Annotated in this window: 21 protein-coding genes; 4 read left to right on the top strand and 17 right to left on the bottom strand. The window is 27.5% G+C overall.

Going from position 1 to position 24521, the window contains the following annotated elements; translation table 11 throughout:
* Positions 1 to 41: 41 nt before the first annotated feature.
* The 4 genes from ACWPW7_RS03665 to ACWPW7_RS03650 all read right to left on the bottom strand — a co-directional run bounded on the left by ACWPW7_RS03665 (position 42) and on the right by ACWPW7_RS03650 (position 4529).
* The gene (locus tag ACWPW7_RS03665) at positions 42 to 1181 is read right to left on the bottom strand and encodes a DHHW family protein (RefSeq protein ID WP_454052413.1); all 1140 of its coding nucleotides are present in this window, start codon (positions 1179 to 1181) and stop codon (positions 42 to 44) included.
* A 335-nt stretch (positions 1182 to 1516) separates the two neighbouring features.
* Positions 1517 to 2923 (bottom strand): MBOAT family O-acyltransferase, encoded by a 1407-nt coding sequence (locus tag ACWPW7_RS03660; RefSeq protein WP_454052412.1) that lies wholly within the window; start codon positions 2921 to 2923, stop codon positions 1517 to 1519.
* 44 nt (positions 2924 to 2967) lie between these two features.
* The gene (locus tag ACWPW7_RS03655) at positions 2968 to 3465 is read right to left on the bottom strand and encodes a DUF4358 domain-containing protein (protein WP_454052411.1); all 498 of its coding nucleotides are present in this window, start codon (positions 3463 to 3465) and stop codon (positions 2968 to 2970) included.
* Positions 3466 to 3659: 194 nt separating this feature from the next.
* Positions 3660 to 4529, bottom strand: coding sequence for a GDSL-type esterase/lipase family protein (locus ACWPW7_RS03650; protein WP_454052410.1), 870 nt, complete (start codon positions 4527 to 4529; stop codon positions 3660 to 3662).
* 835 nt (positions 4530 to 5364) lie between these two features.
* Between ACWPW7_RS03650 and brnQ the strand changes: the two genes are divergently transcribed.
* Positions 5365 to 6690, top strand: a complete 1326-nt coding sequence (brnQ, locus tag ACWPW7_RS03645; RefSeq protein WP_454052409.1) for a branched-chain amino acid transport system II carrier protein — start codon at positions 5365 to 5367, stop codon at positions 6688 to 6690.
* Positions 6691 to 7094: 404 nt separating this feature from the next.
* Here the strand turns inward: brnQ and ACWPW7_RS03640 are convergent, their stop codons facing one another.
* The 5 genes from ACWPW7_RS03640 to ACWPW7_RS03620 all read right to left on the bottom strand — a co-directional run bounded on the left by ACWPW7_RS03640 (position 7095) and on the right by ACWPW7_RS03620 (position 12163).
* Complete coding sequence (locus ACWPW7_RS03640) at positions 7095 to 8993, bottom strand: ABC transporter permease (RefSeq protein WP_454052408.1); 1899 nt, start codon at positions 8991 to 8993, stop codon at positions 7095 to 7097.
* Positions 8968 to 9732, bottom strand: coding sequence for an ABC transporter ATP-binding protein (locus ACWPW7_RS03635; RefSeq protein ID WP_454052407.1), 765 nt, complete (start codon positions 9730 to 9732; stop codon positions 8968 to 8970). Before ACWPW7_RS03635 ends, ACWPW7_RS03640 begins: the two co-directional genes overlap by 26 nt.
* A gap of 10 nt (positions 9733 to 9742) precedes the next feature.
* Entirely contained in the window at positions 9743 to 10729 is a 987-nt protein-coding gene (locus tag ACWPW7_RS03630) for a sensor histidine kinase (protein WP_454052406.1), read from the bottom strand.
* A 3-nt stretch (positions 10730 to 10732) separates the two neighbouring features.
* A complete protein-coding gene (locus ACWPW7_RS03625) occupies positions 10733 to 11431 on the bottom strand; it encodes a response regulator transcription factor (protein WP_454052405.1) in 699 nt (232 codons plus the stop codon).
* A 231-nt stretch (positions 11432 to 11662) separates the two neighbouring features.
* Complete coding sequence (locus ACWPW7_RS03620; protein WP_454052404.1) at positions 11663 to 12163, bottom strand: transglycosylase SLT domain-containing protein; 501 nt, start codon at positions 12161 to 12163, stop codon at positions 11663 to 11665.
* A 432-nt stretch (positions 12164 to 12595) separates the two neighbouring features.
* Between ACWPW7_RS03620 and ACWPW7_RS03615 the strand changes: the two genes are divergently transcribed.
* Entirely contained in the window at positions 12596 to 12790 is a 195-nt protein-coding gene (locus tag ACWPW7_RS03615; RefSeq protein ID WP_454052403.1) for a carboxymuconolactone decarboxylase family protein, read from the top strand.
* Positions 12791 to 12850: 60 nt separating this feature from the next.
* On the opposite strand, the gene ACWPW7_RS03610 is transcribed toward ACWPW7_RS03615, so the two are convergent.
* The 8 genes from ACWPW7_RS03610 to ACWPW7_RS03575 form a co-directional block, all read right to left on the bottom strand.
* Positions 12851 to 13708, bottom strand: coding sequence for a DegV family protein (locus tag ACWPW7_RS03610; RefSeq protein WP_454052402.1), 858 nt, complete (start codon positions 13706 to 13708; stop codon positions 12851 to 12853).
* A gap of 475 nt (positions 13709 to 14183) precedes the next feature.
* On the bottom strand, positions 14184 to 14978 hold the full coding sequence (locus ACWPW7_RS03605; RefSeq protein WP_454052401.1) for an ABC transporter ATP-binding protein: 795 nt from the start codon (positions 14976 to 14978) through the stop codon (positions 14184 to 14186).
* A complete protein-coding gene (locus ACWPW7_RS03600) occupies positions 14962 to 15846 on the bottom strand; it encodes an ABC transporter permease (RefSeq protein ID WP_454052400.1) in 885 nt (294 codons plus the stop codon). The genes ACWPW7_RS03605 and ACWPW7_RS03600 overlap by 17 nt, the downstream gene beginning before the upstream one ends.
* Positions 15847 to 16848: an ABC transporter substrate-binding protein gene (locus tag ACWPW7_RS03595; protein ID WP_454052399.1), complete on the bottom strand. Its 1002-nt coding sequence runs from the start codon at positions 16846 to 16848 to the stop codon at positions 15847 to 15849.
* Positions 16849 to 17312: 464 nt separating this feature from the next.
* Positions 17313 to 17729 (bottom strand): HutP family protein, encoded by a 417-nt coding sequence (locus ACWPW7_RS03590; protein ID WP_454052398.1) that lies wholly within the window; start codon positions 17727 to 17729, stop codon positions 17313 to 17315.
* Between the two features lie 177 nt (positions 17730 to 17906).
* Positions 17907 to 18212 (bottom strand): hypothetical protein, encoded by a 306-nt coding sequence (locus ACWPW7_RS03585; protein ID WP_454052397.1) that lies wholly within the window; start codon positions 18210 to 18212, stop codon positions 17907 to 17909.
* Positions 18213 to 18402: 190 nt separating this feature from the next.
* Positions 18403 to 19815 (bottom strand): alpha/beta hydrolase, encoded by a 1413-nt coding sequence (locus ACWPW7_RS03580; protein WP_454052396.1) that lies wholly within the window; start codon positions 19813 to 19815, stop codon positions 18403 to 18405.
* A gap of 168 nt (positions 19816 to 19983) precedes the next feature.
* A complete protein-coding gene (locus tag ACWPW7_RS03575) occupies positions 19984 to 22359 on the bottom strand; it encodes an HAD-IC family P-type ATPase (RefSeq protein ID WP_454052395.1) in 2376 nt (791 codons plus the stop codon).
* A 574-nt stretch (positions 22360 to 22933) separates the two neighbouring features.
* On the opposite strand from ACWPW7_RS03575, the gene ACWPW7_RS03570 reads away from it, so the two are divergent.
* Both ACWPW7_RS03570 and ACWPW7_RS03565 read left to right on the top strand, forming a co-directional pair.
* A complete protein-coding gene (locus ACWPW7_RS03570) occupies positions 22934 to 23521 on the top strand; it encodes a lipoprotein BA_5634 family protein (RefSeq protein ID WP_454052394.1) in 588 nt (195 codons plus the stop codon).
* 147 nt (positions 23522 to 23668) lie between these two features.
* Positions 23669 to 24520, top strand: coding sequence for a GNAT family N-acetyltransferase (locus tag ACWPW7_RS03565; protein WP_454052393.1), 852 nt, complete (start codon positions 23669 to 23671; stop codon positions 24518 to 24520).
* Position 24521 lies beyond the last annotated feature (1 nt).

Genomic DNA, 24521 nt, shown 5'->3' with positions numbered 1-24521 from the left:
AAAAAGTCATCTAACATAATTATGATAGATGACTTTTAGATCTATTCAGATAAATTTTTTATAGATGGATCTTCAAAGAAAGTATTTGCATTATAAAGTATTAACATATCATTTATTTGATTTTCCTGTATTAGTGTATTTAGTCCCTCACTATAATATCTAAGGTCTACCATATAAATTTCACTAAAATGGGATGTTAAAAAAGGGATAAAGCTGTTTGCATAAGAATCTTTAACCACTAATAGCTTTCTTCCTTCCCCCTTATTAGTTGTTATTTTAATTAATGGATGGTTTCCATTGAAAAATACTGTATATTTGTCTTTTTTATTGATATTATTCATATCGTAAAGAGATTCATAGCTTTTATCTTCACCTAAATGCTCTACTTTATATTTTTCATCATCCTTTGGTAAATATAATTCAATACTGTCAGGGTTTAAATGTCTAAAACCACCCTTTGAATATAATGATCCATAAAATTCATCTGTAACTTTCTGTATATTAAAGTATTCTTCTCCCTTTGGAGTAATCCCCATCTTCTTACTTAATTCACCATATGCATAATATGCACCTTTTGTTGTCCAATGGTGATCTGTTTTATAAAATATGTACTCATCTTTTTTCGAACTTAAAGTATCATATAAATCAACAAAATTTATATCATTATTTATAGATTTCTTAACTTTATTAATATATGTAAGCTCATCACTATCAGAAACGTAGTTAGGAAGCTTATCTTCTAATATCTTAACAGCAGTAGGTACTAGCATAAAATATTTATTAATGTTAGGTGTTAAGTTGTCAAAAGAATTTATTGTTTCTACTTTATCCTTTAAATCCTTATCTTCTGGTTTATTAAATTTTTGAATTAAGAAACCATCTTTACCTAAATAAATATCATTATTTTCCTTTTTTCCTATAACTCTATCCGTATCAGATTTAACTCCTATCCAAAAATCTCTTAAAGCAAATTGATCAGAAATATACTTTTCATAATTTGAAGTAAACTTTCCACCCATAAGATTTTTAAATGAAAACTTTGGTAATTGCTCTAAGTTTCTATTTTCTGAATCGGAAAATTTCTTATTAGGAGTTAATATGTTTAAAGCTACCATAAAGCCTATAAATAATAAAAGCAATATTGCCATAATGTATTTATATATTTTGTCATATCTATTCAAGAAAAACACCTCTTTCAAAGTGAACATATATAGGGTTCCTTAACGAAAATTTAACTTATGCATGATTTTAATTTCCACAACAAAAACTCTTATTTATAGATTAAAAATTAAGAATTAAGGATGAATAATTATGGTTAAAACTCCACGGCCAAAGCCTTTGGAGTTTTCTTAAAATAAATTTTATTTTAAGAAATTCACTTTTAGTGAATTTTTTCCTGAATTCTTCATTCTTCATTATTAATCCTTAATTTCTAAGGATTTAAGTTATTTTTATAGAAAATTTATTTTCCAGAGTATATATTAAATTTTCGCATTGTATCCCTATATTAATACTATTAAAATCTAAAGTATAAGAAAGGATTATAGGTTTCATTTACTAAATAAGCAGTTGAAAGAAATATTAATATTAAATATAGAGGTGGAACAACTATGGCACCTACCATCTTCAATCTTTCTCTTATACTTACAATAACCTTTCTTGGAAGCGGAGTTGAGCAAATTGCTAATACTATAAACAATACTATATTAGTTGATATGTAATATAATGTCTTACTGTCCATTAATAAATGCTTGCCAAAACCAAACATAGTTCCTATGAATCCCATTGCTAAAGATAGGCTTTCAAATTCAAAAAATACCCATCCAACAATAACTATAATAAGAGTATAGATATGTCCTATAAATTTAGGTCTATTCTTAAGCCACTTTAAAAGGAATAACTTCTCTATGGTTACAAAAAATCCAAAATACAATCCCCATAAAATAAAGTTCCAGTTTGCTCCATGCCATAATCCTGTTAAAAACCATACCACAAACAGATTTCTAAGCTGCTTTAGTTGTCCTGTTCTGTTTCCGCCAAGAGGAATATACACATATTCTCTAAACCATGAACCTAATGAAATATGCCACCTACGCCAGAACTCAGTTACACTTTTTGATATGTATGGGTAATTGAAGTTTTCCATAAGATCAAAACCAAACATTTTTCCAAGGCCCAATGCCATATCAGAATATCCGCTAAAATCAAAATAAATTTGGAAGGTAAAGGCAATTATCCCTAGCCATGCAGAAATTACTGTAAGCTCTGCCATAGGAGTTGCTTTCACAGTAGTCCAAAGAAGCCCTATATTATTTGCAAGAAGTACTTTTTTAGAAAGTCCTCTTATAAATAATTCTGCTCCTTCACCAAACTTATCTAAAGTTTCTTTTCTTTCATCTAATTGCTTAGCAACATCCCCATATTTTACTATAGGACCTGCAACAAGTTGTGGGAACATAGTAACATACGCACCAAAAGATATAATGCTTTTTTGCACAGGTACTTTGTCTAAATATACATCAATAGCATAGGACATAGTTTGAAATGTATAAAAAGATATTCCCACAGGAAGTGGAAGAGTTGACGCATTTATACTTAAGTTAAAAATATTATTGATATTATCCACTACAAATCCATAGTATTTAAAGAAACAAAGTATCCCTAAATTTATTACAATGGAGTTTATAAATACCGCTCTAGCAATCCCCTTACGTTCTCTATACTTATCTATAAGTAAACCGTTAACGTAGTCAAATACTGTTGAAAATATCATTATTAATATGTACAGGGGTTCTCCCCACGCATAAAATACAAGACTTACTAAAAGTAATATTAAATTCCTAAGAGACTTAGGAGATATATAATAAATAAAAATAGTTAGTGGTAGAAATAAGAAAATAAAAATTAGACTACTAAATACCAAAGTTTGTCCACCTCCTAAGCAACAGCCTAACTCTCAAACTATTGTTACTTAAGAGCTTCGTCAAATGCACTTTCTATTTTATCAGCATCTTTAGATATTGCTAAAAGAACATAGTTGTCTTTAGTTTTTAATACATGTTTTTCTATTAAGAAATATTCATCTGGAAGATAATCTTTAAAACTTTTACCTTGTTCTTCTACTCTTTTTGATAATTTTCCTTTAACACTTTCTACATCATTACCATCCTTAACTTTAATTACTGCCACTTCATCAGCTTTAAGATTTGTAGGAGCTCCATAAAGAACAAAATTCTCAATTTCATCAGTTTTTATGTCATATAGCTTTTGAAGTTTATCATTATCTCCTTCTTTCATTTCATCTAGGTTAACAGCTTGTTTGATTTTTTCTCCTATTTCTACTGCTGAAAGGTTCTTAGCTTCTTCTTTTTTACCGGAACATCCAGTTAAAGCTCCTAGCACAACGGTACCTACAACCATAGTAATAAGAAATTTTTTGTTGATTTTTTTAAATAGTTTTAACATCTGCTTTAAATCTCCTTTTTCTATATTGAATTTTTAAGCATCTAAAATAATTAGTCAAGGATTTTCAAGATATCTCACGTCTTATCGCATCACTAATTTCTCTAGATAGAATTCTATCTAGAGATTCCATTAATACAGTATGACATAAAATATAGAAAAATAGTGACTACCTATTTTTTGAAAATACCTAATAATTATTTTATATTATTTTTTATATAATCAAGCCATAACTCATAAAATTGATACTTAGTATGTTTTCCGTCAGGCTCATATAAATCTTTATGTTCTTTTAATAGGGGTGCTATATTAAAATAATCCACTTCTTCCTTTTGTGCCATATTTATTAATGCGCTATTAAATTCATCAACACGAGTGTTTGCAAGCAATGGATCCTCTTTCTGTGCTTCTTCATTAATAGGAAGAATAGAATGAATATAAATATTTGCTTTAGGTAATTTTTCCTTGAGCATATGTATAAGATCCGCATAATTCTTTGCAAATTGCTGACCATCTATTCCTGTCTCCAAATCATTCATTCCAAAAAGTATAAATATATTTTCTGGTGATAAACTAGCCACCTTGTCCACATCTTTCTGTGCCTTAATAACAGTATGCCCTTTAGCAGCTATAACACGAGACTCATCTAGAAACTCATAAAAACCTAAGCTTTCTGCTATAGAATCTCCCATAAACACAGCATTTTTAAAAAATTCTTTATTATCGATTTCTACTTTTTTAACTTGACCACTATTATTATTTAAAGAAGAATTAGTACTATTATTTTTTTCTTGATTAACTTTATCTATATTTAAGGTGTCTTTATCTTTTTTTTCAGAGGTTCCACTTTCTTTAAAATCTTCAATTTCATTATCATTATTTTTATCTATATTAACGTTACTTTTTGCCGATGCAGTATTCTTACCAAAAATGCTTTTAAATACATAATTTTTTATAGGCATTGATACAGCAAATACAACTAAAGTAGTAACGGTTATTGATGCAAAAAATCTCCTTGGATTAACAATTCTTAATTTTCTTCTTTTTCTTCTTCTATATCCCTTCATAATACACCTCTAGTAATCTTTTTCGTAGTTAATATATACATCAAAATGTTAAATCATAACATCTATCGACAAATAGTATATAAGAAAATTATATCCCTATTTTTTCTTAAAAGGTTAAGAAAAGGTTAAGAAAAGTTAACAATTTAACTTTATTCATATTTAGTTTAAATTAATATAAAACTCTATGCAACAAAAATACTACATAAGATTTTATGTAGTATTTTCCAATATAATTTAAAATTTAAAATTTCTTAATTAGTATATTATAATTTTATATTGTAACCTTTTATTTACATTTAATTAATAATAAGTTTATAGTACTTAAGATACGTTTTAAGATATACTTAAATAATATCCTTTTATAAAAAATTTTTTAAATACTTATAATAATCTCAAATATTTTATTATAAGTATAAATATTTTTAACTGATTATATTTAAATTTGAGAAAATATTTACATTGGCTTGGTTATACACTTTCTTATTGTTGATGATAATTTATATATTGTAGTAAATTTTGTCTAAATTGCATATTAATCATAGCAATACTAAAATGTTATTATTGATTTTACATCTATTTTAAATTAAAATGAAGGGAATTATAAATAACTAATTTTACTACTTAAAGCAACAAACTTTAATTTCTACTACAAGCCTCAATATAAATATTCGAATATTCATATTTTGATATCTAATACCCAAATTAAGAGAAATTTAAAATCTTCCACAAATTTAAATTTATAATATTTCTCTAAAAATATGTTAAAAAATAATCTATTAATGTAAAAAATAAAGAAATTATACTTTTATCTTCAAAATAACGAAGGAGGCCATCTATGAAAAATTCTTTAAAGTTCAGTGAAATATTATCTATAGGACTATTATTATTTGCTATTTTTTTCGGTGCAGGAAATATGATTTTTCCTCCTGCATTAGGTCAAGCTGCTGGTACTAATACATGGATTGCAATCTTAGGTTTTATTGCTGCAGATGTAGGACTTTCACTGCTAGCTATAATAGCTGTGGCCCTGGCTGACGGTAACTTTAATAAATTAGCTAGCCGTGTTCATCCTAAATTTGCTAAGTTTTTTATCATTGTTATTTATATGGCAATGGGCCCATTGTGTATTGTTCCAAGGACAGGTGCAGTATCTTATGAGATGAGTGTAATGCCTTTACTACCACAGGGTTTTCAAGGTCAGTGGATTGCACGAATTTTATTTACCTTTACATTTTTTATAATTACTTATTTCTTAGCATTAAATCCATCTAAATTAGTAGATCGTATAGGTAAGATATTAACACCTGCTTTACTACTTATGATAGGTGTTGTAACTATAACTTCTATAGTTTCACCAATAGGCAGTTTTTCAGCTCCAATTGGAGCGTATGCCCATACACCTTTTTTAAGAGGATTTTTAGATGGATATCTAACCTTAGATGCTGTTGGTGCATTAATTGTTGCTATAATTGTCATAAACGCTATTAAAGAACGTGGTGTAAAAGAACCAAAACTAATTGCAAAAAATACAATTTATAGCGGCATAATTGCTTCATTAAGCTTATTAATTGTTTATTTTTCATTGTCATATTTAGGTGCTTCAAGTAGTTCTCTAGGCCAGACAAAAGATGGTGTAACTATACTTACAAATGTTATGAGTCATCTGTTTGGTACAAGCGGTATATTATTATTAGGATTAATTATAACCTTTGCATGCCTAACAACTTCAGTAGGTCTTGTTTCAGCTTTTGGAAATTACTTTGCTGAATTGTCTTCAAAGCTTTCTTATAAGAAAATTATAGGATTAGTTTGTTTATTTAGTTTTATAGTATCTAATTTAGGTTTAAGTGTTATTCTTAAGGTGACTGAACCTCTTCTCCTTATGATATATCCATTAACTATTATTTTAATATTAGTATCATTTATAGATAAATATATTAATTCAAACTCTAAGGTTTATATTGGAGCTATGATATGTGCATTTGTTATAAGTTTTATTCAAGTAATTGAAGGCTTAGGATTTACTTTTTCTCCTTTATATGAAATTGCTCATATGATTCCACTTTATGATGTAGGCATTGGTTGGCTAATACCTAGTATTATTGGTGGTCTTATTGGATTGTTTATGCCTTATAAAACTGCTAAAGAATTAAATGCTTAATTTTTAGTTAAAGCCTTATAAAAGTAAAACTTTTATAAGGCTTTATTTACGTAATAGTATTACTATAGATGTACAATCTCTAAAATTGTAAAAGTGATACAATCACTTTTGGCAATATAATTTAGATATATTATCTATTTTCATTATTTTAATTAAGGCATATTAAAATAAATAACAAGTCAAAGATGCGACGACTATTTTGCGTCAGACAAGGAAATAGGTTCCGTTGATAGTAGAGCTATCAATGGGTTCTGTTGACGCAGTATGGCACAAAAGGGTCTAGCATACTGACTTGTTTATTTTTTGAATGTGCCTAAATAAATAGGTATTGTTCCTAAGCATACTGCACCTCATGGGAATCCTAAAGGGCTTCACTACTCTTCCCCTAAGGTGTAAAATTAAAGTTAATTATCTACTTTTGAAATAGTGTTCATATTGATATTGAACATTAGCTCATCTAAACTTTTATATTTCCACACTAGAAAATATACTAAATTTATAACAAAAATTATAATTAAGATCATATTTAAATAAACATTTATATCGGCAGTAAAACTCTCACTAAATAGTTCAATTACAATTTTAGTATTTATAAAACTAATAGTATAAGGTAAGAAAAATATGAAATACATCTCTTTCGTTATTAATTTTTTTAACTCTTTATTTGTTAGACCTATGCTCATTAAGCCTTCATATCGATCTCTATCTAAAAGAGTGTCATTATAAAATTTGAAATGTATTAAGCTTAATGTCATAAAATAAAGTAATACTGATATAAACCCACCAAAATATATGCTCATATTAGAAGAATTTCGTTGTGCTATATATCTTGATAATCTAGATGTGATATCTATATTATCATCTAATGAGTATTTTTTAATATTATTATATATATCTTCATTAATTTTACTTAATTGCTCCCAATTTTCTACTTCATATCCCATATAATAAGAAGTTTTATATTGCTCTTCTAATTCTTTATATAGTTCCTCAGATATAATATATATGTCTCCACTTGGTAAGCTATAATCAATATTGCTTCTTATAATATCAGTAATCTTTAATTTTATATCATTTATATAAATATAAGATTCCTTTATATTATTTTTATCAATAGATTGTATTCCCTTATTTATAAAAGCTATTTCATTTTTCTTTAAAGAAAGTTGTTTTTTATCTTTTGATATTAAAAGAGAATTGTAATCACTACTTTTTATAAAGATTATATTGTTCTCTCCATTTGTCATCAAAAGCCTAAATTCATCTTTAACATATTTTAAATTTTTATTATTAAGTATATTTTCTATAGATTTTTGGACATTCTCATAATTAGTATTATCTTTTAAAACTATACTATATGTGTAAGGTACTGCTATATTCAATTCTTTTTTTAATATATTTATTTCTATATAAGCCAAGCTTAATAATACAAATGAAAAAGTTAATAAAAATGTGCTTAAGATTATTAAAGAAATCATATTATTTATTTTTCTTGTTATACCAGATAAAAATAACATATTATTCTTATTTAAATATATTGTCTTTATATCTTTTATAAAATTTAAGCATATTAATAAAATACTTTTTAAAAATATAAAATTTATCAATATTAACAAGATAAATTTTATAAAGAATATATCTGTATCTTTCTGAGTAAATTTATTAGTATATATAATTATTGATAATATAAATAGAAATATTAAAATATTAAATATTTTATAAAGTTTTGTTTTTTCTTTATTGTTATAATGGGGAAATAATAATGAATAAGGTGTAGATTTTATTATCTTTCTTGACGCAATAAAAGGTATTATAATAAACAATATCCCATATCTAATCACTACTTCATTAATTACCTTTATAGAGAAATAAAAATTCATTTCAGGTCCTTCTAACATTGATGAAAATATTATGAGGAAGAACTTAGAAAAAATTGTACCAAAAATTATTCCTAACAGTATAGATAATCCACCAATAATAATATTTTCAATAATAATTATCTTATAAAAAGCCTTTTTATCCATTCCAATGGTTTTAAATATTCCGAATTCTTTTTTTCTTAAAAGCATAAAATTCTTTAATGAATATAGCACAAAAAATATAGAAATAATAAACAATGCTTCTCTAAAGCTCAGTATTTCATCTTTTACTATTCGATACTGTTTTTCATACATTTTAGGATGATTTAATATGATAGAAAATATAAAATAGGCAAAAACTGAAGAGGTACTAGTTATTAAATAATATATATACTTTTTTAAATTTCTAAAAGTATTTTTAAGTAATATCTCTTGAAATTTCATAGGTTTTTCCTCCAAGGAAAGATATAACATCTAAAATGCTTTTATAGAAGTCTTTTTTACTATCTCCACTGTATATTTCATTATAGATTTCTCCATCTCTAAGAAATACTACCCTTTCACTAAAACTCGCCACATAAGGATCATGAGTAACCATAAATATAGTTGTTTTCAACTCCTTATTTATTTTTTCAAATAACTTCATTATATTTTGTGAAGTATTAAAGTCTAACTTTCCTGTACCTTCATCTACAAATACCATCATAGGATCATTTATAAGCGCTCTTGCTATAGCAACTTTTTGTTTTTCCCCGCCGGATAGATTTATAATACTTTTTTTCAAAATCTTTTCAATGCCTAAAAGTTCTGAATTTCTTAATAGCTTTTCTTTAATAAACTTTTGCTTTTTCCCTTCTAGTACTAGTGGCAATATTATATTATTTTCAACATTTAATTCTTCTAATAATTTAAAATCTTGAAAAACAAATCCTAAATTTCTTCTTCTATTAAGAATTAATTCTTCATCTTTTTTAAATTTAATATCACTACCATTAATCTTCACTTTTCCAGCTGAAGGTTCTAAAACTGTTGATGCAATTTTTAACAAAGTGCTTTTCCCACTTCCAGATGGCCCCATAACAGTTAAAAAGTCACCTTTCTCAATAGATAAATTTATATTTTTTAAAGCTATTATTCCTTCACCATACACTTTATATATTTCTTTTAATTCAAGCAAATTCATATTATAACCTCTAAACATTTTTAATTACAACCTTAATTTTTGTACCTATACCTTCTTCAGATTTAATATATATTTGATGACCAAGCTTATCACAAACTTCTTTTACTAAATAGAGTCCTATTCCTGTTGATTCCCCATATTTTCTTCCAGTCTCACCGGTATAAAAAGCTTCAAAAACCCGTCTAATATCTTTTTTAGCTATGCCTATACCTTTATCCTCTACTTCAACTATAATATTATTCTCACCTTTAAATCCTCTAATATCCACGTACTCGCCTTTATCCTTGGAGTATTTTATGGAGTTAGTTATAAGCTGTTCCATTATAAATAATATCCATTTTCTATCACTGTTAATAGTAATATTATCCTCTACATTTACCCTTGGAAATACACCATTTTTTATAAATAATCTCTTAAGAAATATAACTTCTTCATTAATAGCTTCTTTAAGAGAAAAATTACTAATATTAAAATCATGGTCAAAATTATTTAATCTAGCATTGTAAAGGGCTAGTTTTAATCCTCTTTCAAGTTTATCAACTTCACCTTTTATATTCTCAACTATTTCTTCTCCATCATTTTCTTGTATATAAAGTTTTATTACAGATAATGGCGTCTTCATATGATGTACCCATTGATTTATAAAAGAAAGGTGTTCTTCTTGCTTTTTTAGTTGAATATGAAACTCTTGTTGGTAAAAACCATACAGCTCTTCACAAAGTTTATTCATACTTCTACCTAAAGGAGAATCTCCAAATTCCCCCAATGTTTCCTCAAAGGTATTATATTTATTATCTAAATTTTTATAAATCAGCTTATTTTTATAATATCTATGAATTAAATAACATATCAAAAGAAAGGAACTTAAAAAGATGAAATACATTAAGTTTGGTACACTATTTAACCCACCAAAAATAAAATATATAGTTAAAAGAGCAATAAAGTTCACTAAATAAAGTATTATTAGCCCCATATGCTCTCTCAAAAAAAGTCTCATTAATTATTTCCTCCAAGTAACATTTATTTTATATCCTGAACCTCTTAATGTTTCTATTCCATCTTCTATTCCTATCTCTAAAAGTCTTTTTCTAACCCTGGTTATATTTACATTGAGGGTATTATCATCAACAAAGTTCTCATCATCCCATAACTTTTCTAAAAGCGTTTCTCTAGTTGCAACTTTTGGGTACTTTTTTATCAATGTGTCTAAAAGCTCTGTTTCTTTTTTGCTCAAAACTATGCTTTTATCGTTAAAATGAAGTTCAAATCTCTCTGGATATAAGATTAATCCTTCAAGTTCTACAATTCTTTCATTAGCTGGTGATGAATATTCTCCATAAACTCTTCTTAAATTCCCCTTTATCTTAGCAAGAACTACTTCATAATAAAAAGGCTTAGTTATATAATCATCAGCACCACTTTCTATTGCCATAACTTGATTCATTTCACTATCTCTTGCAGATATAAATATTATGGGACATAATGATATTTGTCTTATTTTAGTACACCAATAATATCCATCAAACTTAGGCAAATTTACATCTAAAAGCACTAAACTAGGATTTTCTTCTTTAAACATCTCCAATATATCATCAAAATCTTCTGCTACAACCACTTCATAACCATATCTTTCTATATATTCAGCAAGTAGCCTTGCAATATTGTTATCATCCTCAACAATCATTACTTTATAATTCATTAATATTATTCCTTTCTTTATGATTTATTTTAATTATAGTATAAAATTTTTCTACTTTTAAGATTAGCTATTAATAACTATTTTATTAGACTACCTTAAAAATTAATATATAACTTAATATAACTACGTCCTTAAATATTTCAATTCACAATTTAAAATAATGCACAATATTAAAAATACTAATTCCTTTAACGCATAAATTAATTTTATAATTAATTTATTACTTACATATCACTTTCTTAACTCTGGATATAAAAATTTATACACTTTTACTCTTTGCTCTATTCTTTCCCCATAATATTTTCTTGCATAATCAATCATTTCTTTGTCTTCTTTACTATTTCTTATAATCCAATTAGCCATCATTTCATCATAATTTTTATCTACATAGCTTTGAGATATATACCATGTTCCAAGCTTAATATTTGTATCATTCTCAGCAGCTTGTTCCTTTTTATATAAATTTTCTCCCATTTCCTTTGCGATTTTTATACCAGCTTCGTCTGTAATCTTCATTAATCCTGAAGGTTTTCCCTCTACATATTCAACTGGCTCAAAATTAGTTTCAAAATGAATCACTGCTGCAATTAATATTGGATCTACGTTGTATTTCTCTCCATATTTTTCGATTATACCTTTATTATTTAATGGATAAATCATAGTTCTAGCAAATACTATCATTCCTATTATTAACATTACTAATCCTACTATGAGTACTCCAAACTTTTTCATATTCATCTACCTCCCTGCTCCACTTAACCCCTTGAAAATTAAAATACTATATAGATTAAATTTTCATTAAGAAACCCTATATTTAAATGCTTATATTACTTATTGTAAAACCATGTGATGATATAAAATATTGATTTATATTTCACTATCATTACAATGTTGTAATACTTATGAAATATTAATAAATAACTTATCATTAGTTTTATTTATTTAATGAACTCTTCCCATTTAATTAACAATAGACAATGTTATACTTGAAATGTAAATAATTCATTGTTTTAGGAGATAATAAAATGAAATCTGAACAGTTAAAACAACATTGTGCCTATTATAATCAAAAGTTAATAGATGCCGATTCTTTTTTAAGAATTTGGTGAACTCGATAATAAAACTTATTGTGATGGTGCTATTAGTAAGAAAAATAAAGAATTAATGGGATTAGCAATTTCTGTAGTAACTCGTTGTAATGAATGCATATTATACCATTTAGAAGGCAGCATTAAAGCGAAGGCAACTTTAGAAGAGATTACTGAAGCAATAAAAATTGGTGTAATTGGTGGTGGATCTATTACTTATCCCAATGCCAGATTTACATTTGAAATGATTGATGAACTAACAAAGGAGTAATGGATTAAAATTATTATTTTACATAAATATAGCCGTAGAGTAAGTTCTACGGCTACTTAATTATCTAATATCCTGCTTTGTATAATAAACTATTCCAATTGCTCCTGGGCCAACATGAACTCCTATTACTGGTCCTATGTCGCATATTTCAACCTCTAAACCAAAGATGTCTTTTATCTTATTACTTAATTCAATTGCCTCATTAAAGCAATTGATATGATGAATAACTACTTCCCCTAATCCATATTTATTAGTGTCTTCTAAGATTTTATCTAACATTGTTGTTACAGCTTTCTTTTTGGTTCTAACTTTCGTATATATTGTTGTTTTTCCTTCTTCAACTGTTAAAATTGGTATTATTTTAAGTAAATTCCCAATCAGGGCACTTGCTCCTCCAATTCTCCCACCTTTTTTTAAATACTCAAGATTATCTGGTATAAATAAAAACCTACTTCTCTTTAGGTTTTCTTCAGCAATTCTCTTAATTTCTTTTAATTCCTTCCCTTCCTTTGCTGCTCTTGCAGCTAAAATAGCTGCAAATCCAAGTTGCATACAATTAGAACGGGAATCTAATATTTCTATTTTTGCATTTTTATATTCTTCTAAAATCATATTTTTTACTATATGAGCTGTTGAGTATGTCCCACTCATCTCTGAAGATAAAAATATACAAAGAATGCTATCACCAGTCTCTACAATATATTTCATAACATCATATAACTCTTCAATGGAAGGCTGAGAAGAAGTAGGTATTCCTTCCTTCTCCATCTTTTTATAAAAATTTTCATTACTTATATCAGATTCTTTAAAATTATCATTTTCAAATATAACATTTAAAGATATAGCTTTTATATCTAATTCTTCTTTAATATTTTTATCAATATAGCTTGTGCTATCAGTTAAAATTTTTACCGCCATAACTTTCTCCTCAATCATTAAATTACTATTTGCCGCCAATTTATATAGCTAATATTTAAATTGTTTCTAGGCATCTAAAAATTAACTAATCAAAGATTATAAAGATGCCTTATTGTAAATTTATATTTATAATTAAATTTTAGTTACTTTGTAATTAAGTATATATGCTTATTTGAGGGATTGAAACCCTATAGACAAATTTTAAAACTTTTTATTTATAAAGTCTTTATATATTTCTATATTTAATAAGTTTTTCACTTTACATATTAATTTATTCAAATTAATATGTCTTAACTCTATATTAACAACTATAACAGCTTTAATACTTATTTGCTTCAATTTTTCTTAACTTTCTATATATTTTTTATTTAGCTACCTTAAATATTTTAGTTATTGGTAATTATCCTTACTTGTTCCAAAATCTTATATATCAAAATAAGGAGTAGAAGCTATAGCTTCTACTCCTTATTTTATCTTAACCAAATAAAACTCTATCACTTAATGATTCTTCACTTTGAAGATTGTCAAAATGAGAAAGTAATTTATTTACTGTTAATTCTCTTTTCTCATCTTTACATACATCTAAAACTATATTCCCTTGATGCATCATTATCAATCTATTTCCCATGCTTATAGCATGATTTAGGTTATGAGTTACCATTAAAGTTGTAATTTTATGTTCTTTTATAATTTCATCAGTAATCTCATTAATTCTTTCTGAAGTCTTAGGATCTAATGCCGCTGTATGCTCATCTAAAAGCAATATTTGAGGCTTGCTCATTACAGCCATAATTAATGAAAGAGCTTGTCGTTGTCCACCAGATAATAAACCAACCTTAATATTTATTTTATTTTCAAGACCTAAATCTAATTTACATAACATTTCCTGAAAAAAGGCTATACTTTTTTTAGATATACCATTAGTTAAATTAAATGTATTTCCTTTATTTTGTGCCATAGACATATTTTCTAAAATTGTCATATTAGGCGCTACCCCTGACGATGGATTTTGAAATACCCTTCCTATAACTTTTGAACGTTTATATTCAGCCATAGTAGATATATCTTTATCATCTAGAACAATAGTGCCATCATCTAGTGCTATTGCTCCTGATATTATATTCATAAGAGTAGATTTTCCTGCTCCATTACTTCCTATTATAGTTATGAACTCTTCTTTTTCCACATTAAGATTAAATTTATCAAATATAACTTTTTCATTTACTGTATTACTATTAAAAACTTTATATAAATTATTTATCTGTAACAAGAACCTCACCTCCTGTTGTTGCTTTTTTTCTAGTTTTAAAACTAAAATTTCTATTATTTAATGATAATGCTATAACTACTATAATTACGGTCACAAGTTTTAAATCCGTAGGCTGAAAGCCTAGTTCTAAGGCAATAGCTATTATAGCCTTATATATTACTGAACCTAATATAGCCATAGTAGTTCCTTTTACTATATTAACTTTTTTAAGTATCGATTCTCCAATTATAACAGCAGCAAGTCCCATTACTACAATACCAGTTCCCATACCTACATCTGCAAATCCCTGATATTGAGCCATTATAGCTCCAGATAATGCGACTAGTCCATTAGAAATCATAAGTCCTACTATCTTGATCATGTTCTTATTAACTCCTAGAGAAGTTACCAATTGCTCATTATCTCCTGTAGCTTTAAGAATAAAGCCTAGCTTAGTTTTCAAAAATAAATCTAATATAATCTTTGAAGCCAATGCAAAAATAGCAATTATGATTATAGGATTAGAAACTGCTGTGAAAATAGTATCTTTCCCAAATAGAGGAATATTAGATTTTCCCATTATCCTTAAATTTATTGAATATAATGCTATCATCACAAGAATTCCTGACAAAAGGTTAGTTATCTTCAGTTTTACATGAAGTAATCCTGTTATGATTCCTCCTATACTTCCTGATATGAAAGCTAATAAGCATGCTATAAATGGATTTATACCATTCATAAGACAAACTGCTGCAGTGGCTGCACCTAATGGAAATGTTCCTTCTACTGAAAGGTCAGGAAAATCTAGTATTCTATAAGTTATATAGACACCGATAGCCATTATAGAAAATATTAATCCTTGCTCTAATATATTTATCAATAGTCCCATCTAATTAACACCTCCTGCAACCTTCTCAGCTTTATCATTTAAATCATCAGGAATAGTGATATTTAACTTTTTAGCTGCATCAGTATTAATTATTAACTGCATTTCATCTAAGGTTACTATAGGAATGTCTTTAGGATCTTTTCCGTTGATTATATCAACAGCCATAAGTCCTGTTTGAAACCCAAGTTTATAGTAGTCAATACCATTAGTTGCTAATGCACCAGACTCAACATGTGCTTTTTCTGCACCTATTATTGGAATATTATTTTTAAAGCATTGAGCAGAAATTAATGGCATTGATGATGCTACTATATTATCTGTAGGTGTGTATAACACATCAACTTTCCCAAATAGAGAATTTAATGCTTGTGGCACATCATTAACATTAGTTATTCCTGCTGTTACAATTTCTAATCCGAATTGAGGTGCTGCATTTTTAGCATTATTTACCTGAATTTCTGAATTTTTTTCACTGGTATTATATAAAATACCTACTTTTTTAGCTTCCGGTAAAATTTTCTTTAGAAGTTCAAACTGTTTATCAATTGAAACATAATCCGAGGTACCTGTAACATTTGTTTCAGGTTCTTTTATAGACTTAACGAGGCCAGCCTCTACTGGATCTGTAACTGCCGTTACTAAAATTGGTATATCTTTTGTTGTATTGTAGGCTGCTTGAGCTGCAGGTGTTGCTATAGCCATTATCATATCCATTTTTTGAGATACAAATTTTTGTGCTATAGTTTGAGTTGTAGGAATATCTCCTTGGGCATTTTGAAAATCAAAGGTTATATTTTTACCTTCTTCAAAGCCCTTTGATTTTAAACCATCAATAAATCCGTTTCTTGTAGCATCTAGTCCTGGATGCTCGATTAGTTGTGAAATACCGATTTTAATTTCTTTATTATCATTGGAATGTGTTTTATTAGAATTTACACATCCTCCTAAAATAGCCGCAGTTAATAACACTGCAAAAACGCTTTTTAATCTTTTTGCTACCATACTACCATCCTCCAAAATATTTATAATTTTTATAAGGCATCTGAAAGAAAATAATGGGCCAAAGATGTTAGAATATTTTTTATCAGACAAGGCGTCAGGTTCTGCTCATAGTGGCGCTATGGGCAAGTTCTGACAACGCAGTATGATGGAAAATAGGCTAACAGACTGGTTTATTATTTTTTGAAGATGCCTAAAACAAAAAACTCTCCTATAGGAGAGTTATATAACAAAAAAACATAGACTCATTTTAATATCTCCTACAAAACTACCATTTTACCTAATTAAAATCTACTACACATAATGATATTTAATTTTAGTTAACCTTCTAAATACTACTACAAAACTACAAAACTACAAAACTACAAAACTACAAAACTACTATTCTACTATTTTACTACATAAGCCAAAAAATTGACTTGTTAATATTCTATGTTTATTTTTTAAGATTGTCAATATTATCTTTTTTACATATTTGGAATTGAACGGTGTCCTATTCCTATTACAACTTCATTTAAATGAAGCAATCCTATGCTCATAAATATACATACACTTAAATGCTCTCCGTATCTTGCTATTCCAATTTTCCCACCAACATTAAGTCCATTTGCTTTTGCTGCAACTTGCATAATTGCTTCTCTGGTTGCACCTACTACTGCACCATCATGAACATGACAATCTTCTATTATTCCATTTCTTTTTGAAGCAACTAGTGCTCTTTCTATTATTTTAGGAATAGAACTATTAATATTTCCGCCAACATCTACTGCTACTGTCAAAATTCCTTTTTGCCTTAGCTCAGCTTCCAATACTTTTTCTTCTTCTCTAGAAGATATAGCAAGTTTTAAAGCAATTTTTGCTACATCTATACTATCTATAGCCATAATATTTCACCTCAAATTTATTATTATACAAAACATTATAAACTAATTCATCAAGTAGTTGAATAAAATTCTCACTATGAATTAATACTTTACTTTTACTAGAGTTCAAATAAAAGCAAAAGTAACTTTATGCAAATCTAATTAATGACCTTCATATAAAGCTACTTTTATAAAGAATTATATTTTTATTTTTTTTACTATACCTTCATATAAATAATCTAAATACTCTGTGTCTACATCTTTATCTTTTAATGTATTTATTCTATTTTTAGCTTTGTCTAACACTTCTTTTGCCTCAGCAAAATCCTTTTCTTTTATACATTTACTTGCATATTCTAACAAATAATCAACTTTTAAAACCAACTCTGCTAGATCTTCTCTTTTATCATTAACTAATTTAACTAATAAATAATATATCTTTGGAGAAGAATTTGCCTTAGAATTATTTAGAAGTTCATTATTCTTACTACTTTTTTTAGACATTTTCTTACACCTCTTTGCATTTTATTAGTTATATATTCCCCATTTATAAATAATTAATTGATATTATGAAAAATATTTTAATTGATAAAAATTCCAATATTTTTTTTAAAGGTTTTTATAGAAAAGCCAATATATATTCGTTAGTTTTAAAGTGCTTATATACATTCCATAAAAATATTTACTTTTTAAATTAGTGTTTTACAAACTTTATTTCTGGATATCGTTCTGCTATCTTCTCTAGCTTCACAGATCCATCACCTTTAATATATTTATTAAAAAATGAAAGGCTTACATCATTAACTACATGATGAACATATTTTAAATCTTCACCTTTCGTTTTAAATACTGATGTAAATTGATTAAGATCAGTGTAGCTCATATGGTCTGTATTAGGAATAGTAAGAGAGTATACACCACCGATCATAGCAACTTGTCTTCGTCTGGCTAATTCACCCCATAGGTTGTTATACATATCACTGTTTAAGCTAGATTGCTCTTTTGCAGCATTCATATAATCTTCACTTTCCTGTGCATCCATTATCATGAATGGTTTGCCAATGCCCTTTTCGGGTACTGGCTTTCCAAACAGACCACCATCCATATTAATACCCGCCTTAACTCTATGATCTTCAAGTAACATATGCATGGTATTCGCTCCTCCATAGGAATGACCAAGCATGCCTATACGGTTCATATCAATAAGTCTGCCAAAACCATTATCTGAATTATCTTTATTTAATTCTTCTAATTTATCTAAGACGAATTTTGCATCTTCAGTCCATAATGGCATATGCTCATCTAATAAGTATACCCCATCTTCTAATTGAGTTTTAACAGGAGCAACGCGTCCATCAGGAAACACAGTAACTGCTGCATCATAAGTATGATCAATAGCAGCAACAATATAACCATGACTTGCTAACTCTTCTACCTGAAAAGTGTTTTGGTTACGATACAGATTCATACCATGAGAAAATATTAATAATGGCCATGTTTTCTCTTCTTTTGATATCAATGCACCCTGATGAGAATTGGTCTTAAGTTGTCCTAAATGATCCAAAGCAAATACAGGATAAGATAAACCAATAGCTAATTCCCTAGGATTTTTAATATACGGTGCTAAAGGCTCATTGCTTCCAGCCTTTGCAGGGTACCAAATCTGTACCATCAACTCTCGATGATCATTTGGATCTTCTGTATAGTTTTCAGGTCGTTTATAATCAATAAAATGAAATGTCTTTGTTCCTAATTCATACGGTCCTGTAGGTTTAGTAAATGAAAACATTGGCATAATAAGTGGTAGCCCAACTGCAACTATAAAGTATATTCCTATAAGGAATCCCTTAAATATACGAGCACACTTTGAAGCTGACACTGTATATTTACGGGGAAATATAAAAATTTGTAGTAACAATATGACTAGCACTAAGTATACAGGAATCATTTGCCACCTATATCCTTCTATCAGTAATTGTAGAGCTGTAACCACAACAGAAATTCCTAACAAAATTACATTATTACGAGTAGCACCTCTTTCGAAGATCAAAACCCGACCTAAGATTAGAAAATTTAATAAAATAACAACTAATTCCATAACCCTCATAACATTTCTCTCCATTCTTTTATTACATTCTCAAACTTTTAATTAAACCCTTATTTTTACCATCTAAAAATTCTTTAAATTTTTCATATGTATGCTAACTAATATAAGTAAATTGAAATAGCACAAGAATGCACTTTTAACGCAATTTCTAGTGCTATTTTAATTGTTCTATTTAAATATTTTTTTAGTAATATTAGTGATGATATAGGTAAATGGTAATGATAATATTATTAATAAAATAGATATAAAAATATATATTTTATCTGAATTATAAAACATAAATAAATCTCTCGCTTGAGGTATTACAAATGCTGCTGAGAACAATATAGCCATTACCATTACAAGTAAAGCCTTAAAAGCATTTAATGGTTTTGCCACTTTTAATAAAACAATTAAACTAATTCCACCTAATACCAGTATGGACAATGTTCTGCATTGTTCTATCGTTAGATTATTAAAATAGCCTAATAAAAATATTGCAAGCGTACTTAAGCCTATTACTATACCATTAGGTATTGATACTTGAAGAACCCTTTTTAGAAACCCTCTACTAACACGTTCCTTATTAGGTGCTAGAGCAAGGAAAAAAGATGGAATACCTATGGCAATAGATCCTATTAAACTTAACTGGATTGGCATAAATGGAAAAGGTAGTAATATCAATCCAAATACAAGAGAAAGTATCATAGAGTATACTGTCTTCGATAAAAATAATTCTGATACTCTCTCTAAGTTATTTATAAGCTTTCTGCCTTCTACCACAACTTTAGGAAGAGCACTAAAATCTGAATTTAATAAGACAAGTTGCGCTACTGCCTTTGTAGCATCAGAACCATTAGCCATTGCAATACCACAATCTGCTTCTTTTAACGCTAAAACATCATTTACCCCGTCACCAGTCATAGCAACAATATGCCCCTTTGATTGAAGAGATTTTACTATTGTTTTCTTTTGATGAGGAGTTACTCTACCAAAAATAGTATTATTCTCAATAATTTCTGCTAATTGTTCACTATCTTCTGGTAAAGTTCTAGCATCTACATATTTATCAGCACTTTTAATACCTGCTCTCTTTGCAACAGCAGATACTGTTACAGGGTTATCTCCTGATATTATTTTTAGTTCAACACCTTCTTTTTCAAAATATTGAAAACTCTTAGTTGCCTCTTCTCTTATAATATCTTCAATAAGAATTAGAGCTGTTTTCTCTACATTATTTAATGTCTGATTTTTAAATTCATTCTCTGAGGTCTTTGCTAAAAGAAGTACCCTTCTTCCTTTTATAGCTTCACCTTCAACCATTGATTTTATTTCTTCATATTCATCCTTTAAAATCATTTCTGGAGCCCCAAGAACCCATGCTCCTTTTTCTTCAAATTCAACCCCACTCCATTTTTTTTCAGAAGAAAATGGTATTTTATTTTTTATTTTTAATTCTGGTTTATCTTTATATTTTTCTAATATAGCTTGTTGTGTTGGATTTATACTAGGCGATCCATGAACTATTCCTGCAAGAATTTCTTCAATATTATTAATATCATTATTTTCTAAAGCTACTATATCTACTACCTTTAACTTTCCTTCTGTTATAGTTCCTGTTTTATCAAGACATAGCACATCCACTCTAGCTAAAACTTCCGTAGCTGGAAGCTCTTGTACAAGAGTATCCCATTTAGAAAGCCTTACAACTGCTACTATAAAAGTCGCACTTGTTAAAAGTACAAATCCTTCAGGCACCATACCTATAATACCTGAAGCCGCTCCTATAATTGCATCTTGCCAACTTCTATCAGCAAACAGAAGCTGTGTAGCAACAAGTAATATTCCTATAGGAATTACAAGCCAAATTATCACTTTAAATATTTTATTTACTGCTGTTTGAAGTTCCGAATTAATAAGCTTATATCTTTTTGCCTCTTCCGCAAGTTTAGCTGAATATGTATCAGCGCCAACACTTGTTACCTTAGCATAACCATTTCCTGCTACTACAAAACTTCCTGATAAAATTTTTGAAGAAGACTTCTTTAATACAGGATCTGATTCTCCAGTAAGTAAAGATTCATCTACTTCAATTTCGCTTCCATGTAATATTTCTGCATCAGCTACTATTTTTGCTCCTGGATTTAAAACCATAACATCATCAATAACTAAATCTTCCATGGAAATTTCTTTTTCTACCCCATTTCTCATAACCTTAACATTAGTCATGTTTAAAAGAGAAAGTTTTTCTATTATAGCCTTAGCACGAACTTCTTGAACAACGCCAATCATCGTATTAGTTATTATAACGCCTGCAAAAAGAGCATTCTTAGGTGATCCTGCTATAATAACAATTATGGCTAAAACTGCATTTAAAGCATTAAAACTAGTAAATAAATTTGCTCTAATTATCTGCCCAATTGTACGGGATGGTGTTTTAGGAATAATATTTACTTTACCTTTTTTAACTCTATCCTTTACTTCTTTATCTGTAAGCCCATAATTCACATCATTACTTTTTGAAATTTTATAAGATTTGTTCTCATATATAAACTCCGATCTCATATAGCCACCTCTTTTCAGTTCCATTTGAATTACTTATACCAATTATGGTATCTTCAAAGAATAATTATCTAGTATAAGCTTATTTAATGGAGTTTCTCAATGGAAATTCAACTTATACAATATTTTAATTTCTATAACAAAACTCTTTTCTAAATAACTATTTAACATATCTATATTAAAAATATACATAAGATAAAATTTCAAAGTATTAAATAAATAATATTTGTTATTTCTCTTATATAATTTAATGCTTAGTTATAATCCTACTTCTTTATATATTTTAATTATCTTTTATTAGAATACACTTAGAAAATGCCCATTAATTTATTAGATTTCCATTTGAAATATTATACTTTTAATTAATAATAAAGTTTATCCTTATTTCTTAACAATAATTCGTTTTTACATACATCTTTTATTACATAGATGTAATCCTATTGTAAGGAAAATAAATAGCAGATATGTACCTATTGTCTTAAAATCAAACCATAGACAAAGTTTATCATGTTAAGTATATCTTTTGATAAACTTTGTGTTTAAATAATATTCTAATTTATAGTAAGGAGAAATGTAGATGAAAAAAATTATTAAATTATTATTTATATCATTACTTTCAATGTCTTTATTAACAGGCTGCTCACTAACTGATAAAATTTTAAGTAAGGCAAATGGTGTAGCGTTATACGGGAGCCAACAGCAAGTTGAAAATACCATTGAAAAATATAAAAAAGAATTAAAGTCAGAAACATCTTATAAAATTAAAGTAGCAAATATAGATGATAAGAAATTAATGGTGTTAAATAAAACTACTACTGAGGCTTTTATTAAGCAAGGAGTATTTAAAAAAGTTGATAAAGATGATAATGCAGAAACATTAAAATCTTTACCAGCAGTTACAAGTGATACTGGTGTATTATTTGCAAAAAATAATATTGAAAATTTAATGATTAATGATAAAAAATTAAATGTTAAATATGAAGGAAATACTATTATTGGCGATGGCCGCGTATATGTTGATATGTTTGCAATTGTTGACGATTCAATTTGGAAAACAATTGATAGCGAAGAAAAAACTATAGGATTATTAGAGTTCAATAAAGATCCTAAACATGAAATGATTAACTTCAATGTGGAACTCGCACAATTAATGAAATTTGAATAAAGCTTAAAAGCATAAAAACATTATAATTTAATTATAGATGTTTTTATGTTTTTTTATTATAATGATGATAAAATATGTAAAATATAGCTTTATTTTTCATATGAATTGTGAATCTTATTTTAAATTATATAGAGGGGGTTATGGTAAATGGTAACTTATAAAAAATGTTCAGAGGTAGATATGAATTTAATCTATGAAGCTTTTCAAATTGGTTTTTCTGACTATATTATAAAAATTAATATGTCTAAAGATGACTTTATAACTAGATTTTTAGGACCAGAAGGAAACTTTTTAGAGCATTCATTTATAGCACTTGATGAAAATAAGGCTGTTGGTGTTATACTTGGGGGAATTAAAGTATATGAAGGAATAAAAACAATAAGATGTGGCACCTTAGGCGTTCATCCAGAGTATAGAGGTAAAGGAATTAGTAATAAACTTTTTGAACTCCATAAAGAAGAAGGAATAAAAAATCAATGTAAACAACTATTTCTCGAAGTTATAGTTGGTAATGATAGAGCTGTTAATTTTTATAAAAAACTTGGTTATGAAAAAATTTATGATCTTTCCTACTATTCATTTGATGATACATCAAAGTTAAAAAAATATGATATTACAAATGTTCATATTAGGAAAATTGATTTATCTGAATTTGAGAAGGTCATAGATAAAACAAAAGACATTCATATTAACTGGCAAAATGATATGGACTATGTAAAAAAATGTGATAATACATTTTATTATGGCTCATACTATGGTGATGAATTAGTCGGGTCTCTTTGTATTAGCTCCAATGGAAAACTTAGCTTTTTATGGATTAAAAGTGAGTTTAGAGGAAAGGGAATTGCCACATCTCTTTTAAACAAAGCTTGTGAAAAATTAGCTATATCAAAAATTGCTGTTGCATTTCCTAATAACAACCTTTTACAAGGATTTTTAAAACATATGGACTTTAAAAAAGATAATATTAACCAATATGAAATGTATTTAACCTTATAAT

It is taken from the genome of Clostridium sp. Marseille-Q7071 (genome assembly GCF_965112025.1).
This window is presented reverse-complemented; position numbering and strand designations above follow the sequence as displayed.